The following is a 15008-nucleotide window of genomic DNA, read 5'->3' on the forward strand; positions in this document are numbered from 1 at the left end:
GCGGGCCCGTACTCGGCTGATGAGTGGGCAGGACGAAGTTGGCCGACAGGCAGTCCGTTCTGCACACCTAGAGATTGGACCGGTGGACCGGTCCAGTCAAGTGCCGATGGGAATCCCTTACACCATTGGGTAGGTGTCGACCCTCTCGTACAGGTGTGACGGCGTTACGCCTTCTTCGCACACCAGCGCCCGATGATCCCGGTCACACGCCACATGCAGCACTACAGCCACAGCTGCTGACGAATCCACATTCAAGTGGTGCGCCTCCTCGGCCGTGGCCTGACGCACCGTCGTGATGTCTGTGCCCTCCACTGGGAAAAGCCCGGTTTCGCGCCTGACATAGTGCGTGGTGCCCTCGGTGATCGCGCCCCTGTGGGCCAGCCTCGGGCATGCATCGGCGATCGATGCCGGGAACCAGGCGCTCACCAGGGTGTGCGGGGAGCCGTCATCCAGCAGAAGCAGCCGGACCCTGCGCAATGCCTCCTCACCCGGCTTGAGTCCGAGGGCATCGACCACGTGCTGCGGTGGCACCGAACGGTCTGGGGCGCCAAGGCGCCGGTACGGCGCGCCGCCGGACACTCGGCTGGACCCCGCCCGTCGCTGCCCAGCCGGCCGGGCCACTGGAGTCTCGGCAACGGCGAACCCGGTGCCCTGCCTGGCGATGACGAGGCCGTCGTTCCGCAGCACATCCATGGCCTTGACGACCGTGGCCCGCGAGACGCCCCACTGCTCGCTGAGGTCGCGGCCAGACGGAAGAAGATCACCGGGCCCGAACTCACCGTCGGCGATCCGAGTGCGCAGGCTCTCCGTGATCTGCTCGTATTTCAACAGAGGCATAGGACATATCCGATCACTGGACTGGTCAACCGGCTAGCACTCAGAATGCTGCCATGTCCACCCCTGAGCTAGCGCCGGAGATCGTCACCTTCTACTCGGACACCATCGATGAAGCCGGCCGGCTGACCATGTCGGCAGACGGGCGTCTGGAGATGCTGCGTACCAAGGAGTTGCTGCAGCGATACCTCCCGCCCGCGCCTGCCCGCATCCTTGATGTCGGAGGTGGCCCGGGAGCTCACGCGCGCTGGCTCGTGGAGGCCGGCTACATCGTGCACCTGGTCGACCCGATCCTTCGGCACATCGAACAGGCAAAGGACTCGGGCTGCACCGTTGAGCTGGGGGACGCACGACAGCTGACGGCCGAGGATTCCTCCTACGACGTGGCCCTGGTGCTGGGGCCGCTCTACCATCTGACCGATGCTGCCGACCGGCACCAGGCGCTCGCCGAGGCATACCGCGTGGTGAGGCCCGGCGGCATCGTCGCAGCGGCCGCGATCAACCGGTACTCCAGCCTGTTCGAGCACACAGCACTCGCGCATCTGAACGTCGACCGGCTCCAGACGTCGATCGGCAAGATCTTGGCGAGTGCGATGCACGACGGAAAGAAGGGGTTCACGCGGGCCTACTTCCATCGGGGCGAAGAGCTGCGCGAAGAGGTCGGCGCCGCAGGCTTCGAGGGCGCGGCCGTCTTCGGCATCGAAGGGCCGACATGGGCACTGCTAAAAGCAGTTGAGCAGCACACTGGTGAGTCTGCTGCTGAGACCAGCCTCTTCGAATCTGCCCTGGCGGCTGCCCGGATGGCCGAGCCTTACCCAGAGCTGCTGGCCGCCAATTCACACCTGCTCGCCGTGGGGCGACGGCCAATGGCATAGGGACCTGGACATGACGACTGCGCCCCCAGCGCAGCCCGCGAAGGCTGAGCTGGGGGCGCAGTGCTTGTTCAGTCGATCGAGGAGATGGGGCGGGCGATGGTGCGGGCCTCGTCGTAAGAGGTGCGCGTTCGCCGTCCGGCGGGGGCGGTGTCGCCGGACGGCGCGGGGCGGGGTGCATTGTTGGCTGGGCCCGGGGCCCCTCACCCACCACAAACCGCACCGCACCCGCACCCCCGCCGGACGGCGACACGGCGACCCCGCGCCACGCAAAAAGATCGTCCCCGGTCCAGAAGCCCGGACCGGGGACGATCATCGAAGGGTGAGTAACGGGACTTGAACCCGCGACATCCTGGACCACAACCAGGTGCTCTACCAGCTGAGCTATACCCACCACGCGAGCCGGTCTTTTTCCTGACCGGCCGAGAAAAAGTGTACAGGGTCCGCGAGGGTGCTCGCGCCCCCGTTGACGCGGGACCGGCCGGGCGCCACCCCGGTCGGTCCCGGGCCCCGGCCGGGCCCTTATTCCGCGCGCAGCACGTGCTTCGCGGCGATCTGCTTGGCCGTGTCCGAGTCCGGGCCCGGCTGGGGCACGAAGACCGCTTCGCGGTAGTAGCGCAGCTCCGCGATGGATTCGCGGATGTCCGCCAGTGCGCGGTGGTTGCCGTTCTTCTCCGGGCTGTTGAAGTAGGCCCGCGGGTACCAGCGGCGGGCCAGTTCCTTGACCGAGGAGACATCGACGATGCGGTAGTGGAGGTGGCCCTCCAGCGCCGGCATGTCACGCAGCAGGAAGCCGCGGTCGGTGCCGACCGTGTTGCCGCACAGCGGCGCCTTGCCCGGCTCCTTGACGTGCTGGCGTACGTACGCCAGGACCTGCTCCTCGGCGGCCGCCAGCGTGGTTCCGCCGGCCAGCTCGTCGAGGAGGCCCGAGGCGGTGTGCATCTGCCGCACCACCTCGGGCATCGTCTCCAGCGCCGCGTCCGGCGGGCGGATCACGACGTCCACCCCATCGCCGAGCACGTTCAGCTCCGAGTCGGTGACCAGTGCGGCCACCTCGATGAGTGCGTCGTCCGTCAGCGAGAGCCCGGTCATCTCGCAGTCGATCCACACCATTCGATCGTTCATACGGGTCACCCTACGGGGCGCTCCGTTGACCGGGCAGACTAGGACGGCTCGGACCTGTCGCGTACATGTCTGTTCCGGACTTGTTGTGCTCCGGGACCGGCGCCGAGGCGGACGCGTGGCCGGACGTGCTGGAGGCCGCGGCCGCCCGCCTGGAGTGCGGGGAGGCCTGGGCCGGCACGACCGACTCCATGACCCCCGGCGGCATCGGCTCGCCCTGCGGGCGCCTGGCCCGGTAGGCGGACCGGTAGGCCGCGGGGGAGGAGCCCAGCTGGCGCCGGAAGTGCCCGCGCAGTGCCACCGGGGAGCGGAAGCCGCAGCGGCCGGCGACCTCGTCGACCGAGTAGTCGGAGGTCTCCAGCAGCCGCTGTGCCTGGAGCACCCGCTGAGTGATCAGCCACTGGAGCGGCGCGCTCCCGGTGAGCGAGCGGAACCGCCGGTCGAACGTGCGCCGGCTCATGTACGCGCGGGCGGCGAGCGTCTCCACGTCGAACTGCTCGTGCAGATGCTCCAGTGCCCAGGCCACGACCTCTGCGAGCGGGTCGGAGCCGATCTCCTCTGGTAAAGACCTGTCCAGATAGCGTTCCTGGCCGCCACTGCGCCGCGGTGGCACGACCAGCCTGCGGGCGAGTGCTCCCGCGGCCTCCGCGCCGTGATCCGTCCGGACTATGTGGAGGCACAGATCGATTCCGGCCGCTGTGCCGGCGGAGGTGAGCACGTCACCGTCGTCGACGAACAGCTCGCGCGGATCGACATGCACGGACGGATAGCGCTTCGCGAGCGTCGGCGCGTACATCCAATGCGTGGTGGCCGGGCGGCCGTCCAGCAGTCCGGCCGCGGCGAGCACGAACGCGCCGGTGCACAGACCGACAATCCTCGCGCCCTCCTCATGCGCCCGGCGTAGAGCGTCCAGCGCTTCCGGTGGTGGCGGTGAAGTGATCGACCGCCAGGCCGGTACGACCACCGTGCCTGCCCTGCTGATCGCCTCCAGGCCGTACGGCGCGGTGAGTTCGAGTCCGCCGGTGGTGCGCAGCGGACCGTCCTCCCCGGCGCAGACGAGCAGGCGATAGCGGGGAACCCCGGCGTCCTGGCGGTCGATTCCGAACACGGAGAGCGGGATGGAGCTCTCGAAGATGGGGCCGCCGCTGAAAAGCAGCACGGCGACAACTTCCCGGCGACGGCGCCCGGAAAGCTTCCGTACCGACTCCGGTGCGGCAGTGGAGTCCTGGCTCATGGCGCTAAGCCCCCCTCGGTGTTCGCGTCTCCCCGTTCTTGTCGGGCCTCTCGCTCCTGCACGATTCCCCTCGGTTTTGCACGGGTCCCCAGCCTTCGATACTCATGATCGAATCTACTGTGTTCCGTGGTGTCGGCGTGACAAGTTCTCCATCCGCCGCTATGTCGACAAGGCAACTTGGCGCGAAGCATTCGATCACGAAGCGTTCCACTCGCGGGCCTGGAGGGGAAGTGGGCCTCGCATGCATGGCCCGTCCCCGTAGGGTGCGGAAGGCCGTAGTGGTCCTTTCTTCCCTGGTGGCAAGGGGGTTGGCAGGCCATTTCGCCAAGGGTTGGCCCCTAGGCCGAAGTTGGCTGAAAAGTGATGGGTGCGTCGGTGTGAAGCCCCCAATCTCCCGGCGCACTACTTTCCCGCACGCGCGAGCCGTAACGCGCCCCTTGGTCACAGAGGTGGTCATCCCGGCACCGCCGGCTTCCGGACGATCCGTACGTTCCGTACATAGCTACCCCCTCGCGTGATGGTCCGGCCGGAGCCGTCCGGCGGCGGCCCGCGGGCCGCCGCCGCGGCGGCGGGTCCAAAATCCGCCGCGGCTGTGCCGCCTCCCGGCGCCGGGAGGGTCTCACGGACCAGCGGACGGCCGGGCGGCCGCCCGGTGGGCCATCCCGCCCGCCGAGCCCGGCGCGGGCCGCGCGGCGAGCGCGGCGGGCACGGCGGGGGCCGTGCCGGGCCGGCGGGCCCTCTCCCGGCATTCTCCCCGACCCCCGTGCCCCAGGGCGTCGGCAGGGGCCTGAGCGGTCCGTGGTGCGGGCGCGGGGGCTCCCCGAGGGGTCGTGACGTGACCGAGGGCCGACGGGGAGCGGAGCCGTCCGGTCCCTTTGGGGCCGTTCCCAGGACAGCTGTAGATGCCATCCGGCATTGCCATCCGGAGCGCCCTCGTGCATGCTCCCTGGAACGCCGAGTGTGGGGCGGCCGGCTGTGGGCATGAGAGGAGTGTCGCCGTACCCTTTGGGGTATGGGGTTGGGAAGATGATTCCCGGACACAGCTCCCCCCGTCACGCCCCTTGTTGTTCCTTCCCAAGAGGACCTCTTCCGCCGAGACACCGATGGCCGGTCACGAAATCCCTGAACCCGCAGACCGCAAGCAGGTAGCCGATCCCTTGTCGGACCTGCAAGCGGCGGAACAGACGCGCGCTTCCTGCGATCCCGCCTTCCGGCACGGAGTGGTGGTCGGCTTCGACGGCTCGACCTCCAGTGAGCGGGCCCTCGCCTATGCCATTGGCATGGCCAAGCGGCTGGGCTCCGGCCTGATCATCGTCCATGTCGCCAACCGCCTGCCGACCACGGTCTGGGCGGGCTGTGAGCCCCCTGTCTTCGTGGACGTACCGGACCACCGGACCGAGGTGCTCGGTCTGGAGCTGGCCTGCGCGGACTACCTCGCCGAGGTGCCGTGGATCCTGGTCGAGCGCGGCGGCGACATCTGCCACGAACTCGAAGAGGTCGGCGAGGAGTACTGCGCCGACGCCATCGTCGTCGGGTCCACGCACGGCATCGTCGGGCGGATCTTCGGCTCGGTGGCGGGTCGGCTCGCGCGCCGCGCGCAGCGGCCCGTCGTGGTCATCCCGTAACCGAGACCGCTTCTGAGTACACGTCAATCCCCGGGCGGACAACGCCAGTCCGCGCCCGCGTGAAGGTACGTGGCGAACGCGAGAAGCGCCTCCCGCGTGCCGTCGGGCGGCACATACGGGAGGCGCTTCTCGCGTGAGCGGGACGGGCGCGCGGCTACTCGACCGTGACGGACTTCGCGAGGTTACGCGGCTTGTCGATGTCCCGGCCCAGCGCCAGCGCCGTGTGGTACGCCAGCAGTTGGAGCGGGATGCCCATCAGGATCGCGTCAAGTTCGGTCTCGTTCTTCGGTACCACGATCGTGTGATCGGCCTTCTCCTGCGGCTGGTGCGCCACCGCCAGGATCGGACCGCTGCGGGCCTTGATCTCCTCCAGCGCCGCGCGGTTCTTCTCCAGCAGATCGTCGTCCGGGACGATCGCGACCGTCGGCAGCGCCGGCTCGATCAGCGCGAGCGGGCCGTGCTTCAACTCCGATGCGGGGTAGGCCTCGGCGTGGATGTACGAGATCTCCTTGAGCTTCAACGAGGCCTCCAACGCCACCGGATAGCCACGCACCCGGCCGATGAACATCATCGAGGATGCCTGCGCGTACTCCCCGGCCAGCTTCGCGATCGCGTCCTCCGTCGCCAGGATCTCGGCGATCTGGGCGGGCAGTCTGCGCAGCCCGTCGATGATCCGCTTGCCGTCGGCGACGGACAGGTCGCGGATACGGCCCAGGTGCAGCGCGAGCAGCGCGAAGGAGACCACCGTGTTGGTGAAGCACTTGGTGGAGACGACGCAGACCTCCGGGCCCGCGTGCACGTACACCCCGCCGTCGGTCTCCCGGGCGATCGCCGAGCCGACCACGTTCACCACGCCCAGCACGCGCGCGCCCTTGCGCTTCAGCTCCTGCACGGCCGCGAGCACGTCGTACGTCTCACCGGACTGGGACACCGCGACATAGAGCGTGTCGGGGTCCACGACCGGGTTGCGGTAGCGGAACTCGGAGGCGGGCTCGGCGTCCGCCGGGATCCGCGCCAGCTCCTCGATCAGCTGCGCGCCGATGAGCCCCGCGTGGTACGAGGTGCCGCAGCCGAGGATCTTGATACGGCGCACCCCGCGCGCCTCGCGGGCGTCCAGGTTGAGGCCGCCCAGGCGCACGGTGGAGAACCGGTCGTCGATCCGGCCGCGCAGCACCCGGTCCACGGCATCGGCCTGTTCCGAGATCTCCTTGTGCATGTACGTGTCGTGGCCGCCCATGTCGTACGACTCGGCCTCCCACTCGACGGTGGTCGGCGTGGCCGAGGTGCGCGAACCCTCGGTCGTGTACGTACGGAAGTCGTCGGCCTTGAGGGTGGCCATCTCGCCGTCGTCGAGAGTCACGACCTGGCGAGTGTGGGAGACCAGCGCCGCCACGTCGGAGGCGACGAACATCTCCTTCTCGCCGATGCCGAGGACGACCGGGGAGCCGTTGCGGGCGACGACGATACGGTCCGCGAAATCGGCGTGCATCACGGCGATGCCGTACGTGCCGTCGATCAGCTGGAGCGCCTGGCGGACCTTCTCCTCCAGGGTCGGGCCCTGGGAGCGGGCGATCAGGTGGGTCAGCACCTCGGTGTCGGTCTCGGAGAGGAACTCCACGCCGTCCGCCGTCAGCTTGACCCGCAGCTCGGAGGCGTTGTCGATGATGCCGTTGTGGACGACCGCGACCTTGCCCGTCGGGTCCATGTGCGGGTGCGCGTTCTCGTCGCTCGGGGCGCCATGGGTGGCCCAGCGGGTGTGCGCGATACCGGTGGTGCCGGCGAAACGCTTCGGAACGCGGGCCTCCAGCTCGCGGACCCGGCCCTTGGCCTTGACCATCTTCAGCGTGGCGGCCTTGCCCGCGGCCGGCTTGCCGGTGATGACCAGGCCGGCGGAGTCGTAACCCCGGTATTCGAGCCGCTGCAGGCCTTCCAGCAGCAGTGGAGCCACATCACGCTTTCCGATGTATCCGACGATTCCGCACATACAGTTTCTGCCCCTCCTGGTTCACGGTGTGTGCCCGGCCGGTCCGGCGGGTGCCTCAGCCGTAGACGATGCGGCGCAGCTGCCGGAGCGAGAGCTCCGGAGGTGCCACCGCGCGGTGCGGCAGTTCGGCCGCGATCCGCTCGAAGATCTCCGCGTTCGTGGCGCCACCGGACTGCATCTCCCGGTGGCGGCGGCGGACGAATTCCTCGGTCGTCTCGTCGAAGTACGCCAGCACGTCGAGTACCACCCGGGCGGCCTCACCGCGCTGGAGCGCGGTGCTGCGGACCAGATGGTCGATGAGGTCGTCGTACGACGAGCGGCGTTCGAGCACTCGTTGATATTGAGGGTATGCGAGGGGGTTTGCAAGAAATCTGCCCGTAATCGGGCAAGAGTCGCCCTTATCAGCCGCCGAAAGGGCGAAAACTGTACGCAGGCCTTGCGAGAGCTGTGCTCAGTTCCGGTGGGAGCCGCGCTCAGGCCAGGCGCTTGAGGACGGCCTGCTTGGCGGTGGCGAACTCCTCGGCGGTGAGGATCCCCGCCTGATGCAGCTCGCCCAGCTCCCGCAGACGGCGCAGCAGGACGTCATGGTCCTCGCCGCTCACCGGGGCGGGGGCGGGCGCAGGCGGAGGGGCGGGCGCGGGTGGCGCGGGTTCCGCGGTGGCCGCCGTCTGTGGCGCGAGCGACTTCGGCGGGGAATCCGTCGTCGGCGGGGCGCCCGTCGCGTACGGATGCGGCATCCGGGCCACCACCGCGGCCCCGACCAGTGCCATCAGCGGGTCCTTCTTGAATCCCCACAGCTCCACCGCGTGCGGATCGTGCTTCGCCGGGGTCGAGGCGGGCGCCCGGCTCACCAGGAAGCGCAGATAGCCGTTCTCCAGGCCGGCGCTGGGCAGCCACTCCACCGCCTCCACGTCGGCGAGCGCGAGGGTCCTGGGGCCGCCCGAGGTCTTGGACTCCTCGGTCTTCCAGTTCCACTCCAGCCTGATCCGTTCCCCGTCGAAGGTGACCGTCGCGTCCCCCGCGCCCGCGGTGATCGGCAGGGCGGGCCCCGGCAGCAGATAGTGGTCGACGGGCCCGGACTCCACCTGGTCGAGCAGCAGAGCGTTGCGCACCTCGTCGACGAGGTACTCGGCGACGCCCGAGCGGTCCTTCTCCACGGTCAGCCGGTACGGGTCGGAGCCGTCGTTCAGCTTGCCGCCGGTGATCTGGAGCAGCGGGTCGGCGCCGTCGCGCAGGCGCAGCCGCAGCCGCCCCGACTTCCGTCCCGCCTCGAAGGAGATCCCGGCCAACGCGCCCAGCGGCACGGCGACTTCGCCGAGTGTCCTGCGGAGCAGACTGACGCCTTTGTCCGTGCCGGGCACGATGCGGACCGTGTCCCCGTCGAAGGTCCAGGTGCCGTCTTTCTGGATGATTTCCGCCATGCGGGGATTCTTCCATCAGCCAGGCCGCCTCCGGCTGGAAATTGGTCTACACCTTGACCGTGGGTGGGGCGCGCGGGTCCTATGGGGGTGTTCGGCCGCCCGGCACCACGGTCGCATGGCATCACAAGTGAGAACCCGCCGAAGGGACAGCCTTGAGGGAGAACCGTGTGAGTCAGCACCCCCTGAGCCAGCACCAGTTGAGACGGCACCCCCTGAGACGGCGCAAACCGGGGCGGCGCGGCAGCGTTCCCCTTCTGTTCGGTTCGCTGCTGCTCGTCGTGACGGCCGGTATCTCCAGCATCGGAGCCGCGCCGCAGCCCGGCTCCGGTGGCGGAGGCAGTGGCGGCACCGGCGCCCGCCCGCTCGATCAGGTCGTCCCCGCCCCGGCGCGGGTTCAGCCGGGCGGAGCGCCGTACGCCCTCACCGCGAAGACCCGGATCCTGGTCGAAGGGGCCTCCCGTGATGACGCGCGCGAGGCCCGGCGGATCGGCTCCTACCTGGCCGGTCTGCTGCGGCCCTCGACCGGTTACGCCCTGCCGGTCACCGACCGCCGTACGGACGCGGGCCCAAGCACGGCCCACAGCACAACCACCGGTTCCGGTATCCGGCTGCGCCTCGGCGCCGGCGACCGGAGCCTGGGCGCGGAGGGCTACCGCCTGGAGTCCGGCCGCGCCGGAGTCACGCTCACCGCCCGCGAGGCCGCCGGGCTCTTCCACGGCGTCCAGACCCTGCGCCAGCTGCTGCCCGCCTCGGTGGAGAAGCGCGGCGAACAGCCCGGCCCCTGGACGGTCGCCGGCGGCACCATCACGGACACCCCGCGCTACGCCTACCGGGGCGCCATGCTCGATGTCTCCCGGCACTTCCTGTCGGTGGACCAGGTCAAGCTCTACATCGACCAGTTGGCGCTCTACAAGATCAACAAGCTGCATCTGCACCTCTCCGACGACCAGGGCTGGCGCATCGCCATCGACTCCTGGCCCAAGCTGGCCACGTACGGCGGTTCCACCCAGGTCGGCGGCGGTCCCGGCGGCTACTACACCAAGGACCAGTACCGCGACCTCGTGCGCTACGCCGGCTCCCGCCACCTGGAGGTCATCCCGGAGATCGACATGCCGGGCCACACCAACGCCGCCCTCGCCTCGTATCCCGAGCTGAACTGCGATGGCGTCGCGCCCCCGCTCTACACCGGCACCGAGGTCGGCTTCAGCTCGCTGTGCGCGCCGAAGGAGGTGACGTACGACTTCGTGGACGACGTCGTCCGTGAGATCGCCGCCCTCACGCCCGGGAAGTACCTCCACATCGGCGGTGACGAGGCGCACGCCACCAGCCATGCCGACTATGTGACCTTCATGGACCGGGCGCAGGCCGCCGTCCGGAAGTACGGGAAGACCGTCGTCGGCTGGCATCAGCTCACCGGGGCCACTCCGGTGAAGGGTGCCGTCGCCCAGTACTGGGGGTACGACGCCACGAGCGACGCCGACCGCGCGCAGGTGGCGGACGCGGCGAAGAAGGGCACTGGGCTGATCCTGTCCCCGGCGGACCGCGTGTACCTCGATATGAAGTACGACAAGAACACCGAACTGGGCCAGGCCTGGGCCGGTTACACCGAGGTGGACCGTTCGTACGACTGGAACCCGGCGACCTATCTCGCCGGCTCCGGGGTGCCCGCGGACGCGGTCCTCGGCGTGGAGGCGCCGCTCTGGACCGAGACGCTCGCGACGAGCGATCAGCTGGAGTTCATGGCGTTCCCGCGGCTGCCGGGAGTGGCGGAGCTGGGCTGGTCGCCGGCCGCCACGCACGACTGGGACACGTACAAAACGCGGCTGGCGGCCCAGGGGCCACGGCTGACGGCGCTCGGGATCGACTACTACCGCTCGCCGCTGGTGCCCTGGCCGGCCGGTGGCTCCGGCAGGTAGCGGGCCGCCCGGTACGTAGACCGAACAGGCAGACCGAAAAGGGCGGGCGTCGGGGGCTCTGCCAAACCCCCGACGCCCGCCGACCGTCCGGCGTCACTGGGCCGCGACCGCGACAGGGACCGTACCCGCGACCTCGCGGCCGGGACGCCGGACAGGACTGGGAGACTCTCCCGATTCAGGACGGCCTCGGACAGGACCGGGGACCCGCCGGGTCCGGTCCGGGGGCGCCGGGTCCGGTCCGGGGACCCGCCGGGTTCAGGACCCGGCGGCGAACCGCGCGATCGGGTTGTCCAGCGTGCCCGCCATCTGGAGCGCGCCCGCCGGGTCCTGGAGGTCGACCATCTGCTCGTTGTTGCGCAGCTGGAGCCGGTTGAGGCAGGAGTGCGCGAACTCCCCGGCGAACAGGTCGTACTGCCGGAATTTTTGCGCCAGTTGCGGCACCGACTCCTGGTAGCCCCGGACACACTCGGCGACCGTCCGCCAGAACGTCTCCTCCTCCAGCACCCCGTCCGAAGCGAGCGACGAGCTCAGGAAGCGGAAGAAGCAGTCGAAGACATCGGTGAAGATCGACAGCGCCTTCATGTCCTCCGGAACGTCCGCGCGGATGCGCTCGACCGCCGGCGGCAGCACCGCGTGCGGGTCCATCACCGCTATCTCCTCGGCGATGTCCTTGAAGATCGCCCGCTGTACGACACCGTCCTCCAGGACGAGGATGACGTTCTCGCCGTGCGGCATGAACACCAGGTCGTACGCGAAGAAGGAGTGCAGCACCGGCACGAGGTAGGCGTCCAGGTAGCGGCGCAGCCAGTCGGCCGGGTCCAGCCCGGACTCGGCGATCAGCGCGCCCGCGAAGGACGCGCCCTCCCGGTCGGTGTGCAGCAGCGACGCCATCGTGGCGAGCCGCTCCCGGCCCTGGAGCGAGGGGACCGGGCTCTCCCGCCAGAGCGCGGCCAGCATTTTCAGGTATGGGGAGCCCTTCTCGGTGGCGGCCTCGTACTGCCGGTGGTGGTAGCCGATGGCCGCCCGCTCCCGGATGATCGAGAAGCGGACCGCCCGCAGCCGCTCGTCGCCCTCGATCAGGCTCGCGAGCCAGTCGTTGATCGCGGGCGTGGCTTCCATGTACGAGGCGGAGAGCCCGCGCATGAAGCCCATGTTGAGGACCGACAGCGCGGTTTTGACGTAGTGCTTGGCCGGGTCGCTCGTGTTGAAGAAGGTACGGATCGACTGCTGCGCCAGATAGCTGTCCTCGCCCTCGCCCAGGCAGACCAGATGGCGCTGGGCCAGCTCGGCGGCGAAGGTGACGGACAGTTTGTTCCACCACTGCCAGGGGTGCACCGGGATCAGGTAGTAGCCGTCCGGGTCGAGGCCCTGGCCGCGCAGGGTCGCGTCGAACCGATCCAGGGTCCCGTCGGACAGCTCCTCGCGGATCAGCGAGGCGTAGTCGAGTCCGGCGCCCGCGGTGAAGGTGGCGCGGTCGCGGCGGGCCGCGAGCCAGATCAGCCGGATCCCGTTGCCGGTCTCCGGGGCGTACGCGCGGTACTCGTCCACGCCGAAGCCCAGCCGGCCGTTGTTGGCGACGAAGCAGGGGTGGCCCTCGGTCATCCCCGTCTCGATCTCCTGGAATCCGGCGGTGGCCAGTTCCGCCGAGGTGACCGGCTTCTTGGTCAGTTTGTACGCGGTGCTGGCCAGGGTGGAGGAGATCTCCTCCAGGTAGACCGGCAGGATCTTGGCGGACAGCCCCAGGGCGTCGCGCAGTTCGATGAAGAACTCCAGCGCGTCCAGGCCCAGTTCGGTGTCGCCGCGGTGGCGCTGGATGGACTCGGCGGACACCTGCCAGTGCTCCAGGGCGAACCGCCGTGCGGTGAAGCGGTATTCGGTCGTGTCGTCGTCGCTGCGGACGCGGTAGCGGTCCCCGCCCAGGGACTCGGGGGCCAGCAGGCGTTCGTGGGAGAACTCGGCGAGTGCTTTTCGTATGAGCAGCCTCCCTGCCTGTTCCCAGAGAGCGGGGTTCAGGTGGGAGACGCTCTCGCCGATACCGATGCCGGTACCGATGCGTGTAGAGGCCGGGGCGGTGAGGTCGGCCGGGGCGTGGGGGGAGGTGGCGGGGCGGCTCATCGGGCGACTCCTTGTGAGGCCAGGAACATCTCGCGCGTACAGACGCTCAGGTAGGCGTCCTTCTCGGGCTTCTCGATCTTTTCCACGATCCGGAAGCCGACCGCCTCGTTCAGGGCGTGCACGGCGGTGTTGCGTACATCGGGCTCGACGACCACGCGCCGTACCGAGGGATCGTCGAAGAGCAGCTCCATCACCGTGGTGATCACGGCGCGGGTGAAGCCGTGCAGCCGCTTCGACTCGGGGACCTGGGCGACCAGGAAGTGCATCCCGATATCGCCGGGCTCCGGGTCGTACAGCCCCTTCAGCTCCACCTCCGCCGGGTTGTAGCGCTCGATCAGGAAGGCCGGCCGCCCTTCGTGCAGCCCGATGAAGGCGTCGTGGTTCCCGGCCGCGGCGATCCCCAAGTACTCCCGCTCGATGTCCGGCAGCGAGGCTCCCTGCATCAGCCAGTACGCGGCTTTGGGGTGGGTGACCCAGCCGTGCAGCAGCTCGACGTCGGAGAAGGGGTCGACGGCGCGGACCTCGAACCGGCCGAGCCGCTCGTCGGTACGCGAGAAGAGGATCCCGCTCGTGGGCTTGGTCATACGACAGTGCCTTCCGGGGCGGCGAACTCCTGGAACGCGATGGCCTTCTCGACCTGGTAGTACGCGCGCCCCAGCAGCTCGCCGATGATGTACGCGTTGCGGTACGGGCCCATGCCCAGGTCCGGCGAGGTGATGCTGTGCGTGTGCACGCCGGCGTTCTGGAGGAAGATCCCGCGCCCTGTGGTGTCGATGCTGTAGTTGCGGGCGACGTCGAAGCGGCCCTGCCCGTCCCGGCGGATCCGCCCCTCGACCGGCTCCAGGAACGCGGGGGTGACGTATTTGTAGCCGGTCGCGAGGACCAGGCCCTGGGTGGTGAGCGAGAAGTCCTGTCCCTGCTCCTCCTGGCGCAGCCCCAGCGTGTACGTGCCCTGCCCCGACGCGCCGTCGCCCGACGCGCCTTCGTCGTAGGTGGCGGACGTCAGCGCGGTGTTGGCCATGAGCCTGGTCTGCACCGGGCCCTTGAGGTTCTTCAGGTAGAGCAGGTCGAAGATCTCGTTGATCAGATCCGAGTCGATGCCCTTGAAGAGACCCTTCTGCCCCGACTCCAGCCGGTAGCGGGTCGCCTCCGGCAGCGCGTGGAAGTAGTCGATGTACTCCGGGGAGGTCATCTCCAGCGTCAGTTTGGTGTATTCGAGCGGGAAGAAGCGCGGCGACCGGGTGATCCAGTTGAGCCGGTAGCCGTGGTCATCGATGTCGGAGAGCAGGTCGTAGTAGATCTCCGCCGCGCTCTGCCCGCTGCCGACGAGGGTGATGGAGTCCTTTTTCTGGAGCTCCGCCTTCCCTTGCAGATAGCGGGAGTTGTGCAGGAAGTCACCGCCGAGCCCCTGGCAGGACTCGGGGACGTACGGCGGGGTGCCGGTGCCGAGCACCAGGTGGCGGGCGCGGTACGTCTCGTCCTCGGTACGGACGACGTACAGCTCGGTGTCGTCCTCGTAACTGACGGAGGCCACCGTCCGGTTGAAGCGCACGCTGGAGAGTTTGGCGGCGGCCCAGCGGCAGTAGTCGTTGTACTCGGTCCGCAGCGGATAGAAGTTCTCGCGGATGTAGAACGAGTACAGCCGCCCCGATTCCTTCAGGTAGTTGAGGAAGGAGTACGGCGAGGTCGGGTCCGCCAGGGTGACCAGGTCGGAGAGGAAGGGCGTCTGGAGGTGGGCGCCTTCGAGGAACATGCCCGAGTGCCATTCGAAGTCCGGTTTCGACTCCAGGAAGACACCGTCGAGTTCGTCGATCGGCTCGGTCAGACAGGCGAGTCCCAGGTTGAACGGACCGAGTCCGATGCCGATGAAGTCGTACGGCTCGGT

Annotated in this window: 12 protein-coding genes and 1 tRNA gene; 3 read left to right on the forward strand and 10 right to left on the reverse strand. The window is 69.1% G+C overall.

Annotation, left to right across the window (positions count from 1 at the left end):
• Positions 1–117: 117 nt before the first annotated feature.
• Positions 118–837: a GntR family transcriptional regulator gene (locus tag ACIQD6_RS23655; RefSeq protein WP_401885349.1), complete on the reverse strand. Its 720-nt coding sequence runs from the start codon at positions 835–837 to the stop codon at positions 118–120.
• Positions 838–890: 53 nt separating this feature from the next.
• Between ACIQD6_RS23655 and ACIQD6_RS23660 the strand changes: the two genes are divergently transcribed.
• Positions 891–1709 (forward strand): class I SAM-dependent methyltransferase, encoded by an 819-nt coding sequence (locus ACIQD6_RS23660; RefSeq protein ID WP_401885350.1) that lies wholly within the window; start codon positions 891–893, stop codon positions 1707–1709.
• Between the two features lie 318 nt (positions 1710–2027).
• Here ACIQD6_RS23660 and ACIQD6_RS23665 read toward each other — a convergent pair.
• The 3 genes from ACIQD6_RS23665 to ACIQD6_RS23675 form a co-directional block, all read right to left on the reverse strand.
• A tRNA-His gene (locus ACIQD6_RS23665) sits at positions 2028–2100 on the reverse strand.
• A 128-nt stretch (positions 2101–2228) separates the two neighbouring features.
• Positions 2229–2831, reverse strand: coding sequence for an oligoribonuclease (gene orn, locus ACIQD6_RS23670; protein WP_401885352.1), 603 nt, complete (start codon positions 2829–2831; stop codon positions 2229–2231).
• Positions 2832–2841: 10 nt separating this feature from the next.
• Entirely contained in the window at positions 2842–4062 is a 1221-nt protein-coding gene (locus tag ACIQD6_RS23675) for a GlxA family transcriptional regulator (protein WP_401885354.1), read from the reverse strand.
• 1103 nt (positions 4063–5165) lie between these two features.
• Between ACIQD6_RS23675 and ACIQD6_RS23680 the strand changes: the two genes are divergently transcribed.
• The gene (locus ACIQD6_RS23680) at positions 5166–5687 is read left to right on the forward strand and encodes a universal stress protein (RefSeq protein WP_401885356.1); all 522 of its coding nucleotides are present in this window, start codon (positions 5166–5168) and stop codon (positions 5685–5687) included.
• A gap of 154 nt (positions 5688–5841) precedes the next feature.
• Here ACIQD6_RS23680 and glmS read toward each other — a convergent pair whose 3' ends face one another.
• The 3 genes from glmS to ACIQD6_RS23695 all read right to left on the reverse strand — a co-directional run bounded on the left by glmS (position 5842) and on the right by ACIQD6_RS23695 (position 9092).
• Positions 5842–7671: a glutamine--fructose-6-phosphate transaminase (isomerizing) gene (gene glmS / locus ACIQD6_RS23685; RefSeq protein WP_401885358.1), complete on the reverse strand. Its 1830-nt coding sequence runs from the start codon at positions 7669–7671 to the stop codon at positions 5842–5844.
• A gap of 55 nt (positions 7672–7726) precedes the next feature.
• Positions 7727–8002 (reverse strand): hypothetical protein, encoded by a 276-nt coding sequence (locus ACIQD6_RS23690; RefSeq protein WP_401885360.1) that lies wholly within the window; start codon positions 8000–8002, stop codon positions 7727–7729.
• A gap of 142 nt (positions 8003–8144) precedes the next feature.
• Positions 8145–9092 carry a DUF4429 domain-containing protein gene (locus ACIQD6_RS23695; RefSeq protein ID WP_401885363.1) on the reverse strand — a complete coding sequence of 316 codons (948 nt, stop codon included), beginning with the start codon at positions 9090–9092 and terminating at the stop codon, positions 8145–8147.
• A 197-nt stretch (positions 9093–9289) separates the two neighbouring features.
• Here ACIQD6_RS23695 and ACIQD6_RS23700 point away from each other — a divergent pair, with 197 nt between their 5' ends.
• Positions 9290–11008, forward strand: coding sequence for a beta-N-acetylhexosaminidase (locus ACIQD6_RS23700; RefSeq protein WP_401885584.1), 1719 nt, complete (start codon positions 9290–9292; stop codon positions 11006–11008).
• A 255-nt stretch (positions 11009–11263) separates the two neighbouring features.
• On the opposite strand, the gene ACIQD6_RS23705 is transcribed toward ACIQD6_RS23700, so the two are convergent.
• The 3 genes from ACIQD6_RS23705 to ACIQD6_RS23715 are packed head-to-tail and all read right to left on the reverse strand — an operon-like array spanning position 11264 to position 14990.
• Positions 11264–13123: an IucA/IucC family protein gene (locus tag ACIQD6_RS23705; protein WP_401885366.1), complete on the reverse strand. Its 1860-nt coding sequence runs from the start codon at positions 13121–13123 to the stop codon at positions 11264–11266.
• On the reverse strand, positions 13120–13707 hold the full coding sequence (locus ACIQD6_RS23710) for a GNAT family N-acetyltransferase (protein WP_401885368.1): 588 nt from the start codon (positions 13705–13707) through the stop codon (positions 13120–13122). The genes ACIQD6_RS23705 and ACIQD6_RS23710 overlap by 4 nt, the downstream gene beginning before the upstream one ends.
• On the reverse strand, positions 13704–14990 hold the full coding sequence (locus tag ACIQD6_RS23715; protein WP_401885587.1) for a lysine N(6)-hydroxylase/L-ornithine N(5)-oxygenase family protein: 1287 nt from the start codon (positions 14988–14990) through the stop codon (positions 13704–13706). Before ACIQD6_RS23715 ends, ACIQD6_RS23710 begins: the two co-directional genes overlap by 4 nt.
• Between the last annotated feature and the right edge of the window lie 18 nt (positions 14991–15008).

Origin of the sequence: Streptomyces sp. NPDC088400 (assembly GCF_044753355.1) — a bacterium.
Classification (GTDB): Bacteria; Actinomycetota; Actinomycetes; order Streptomycetales; family Streptomycetaceae; genus Streptomyces.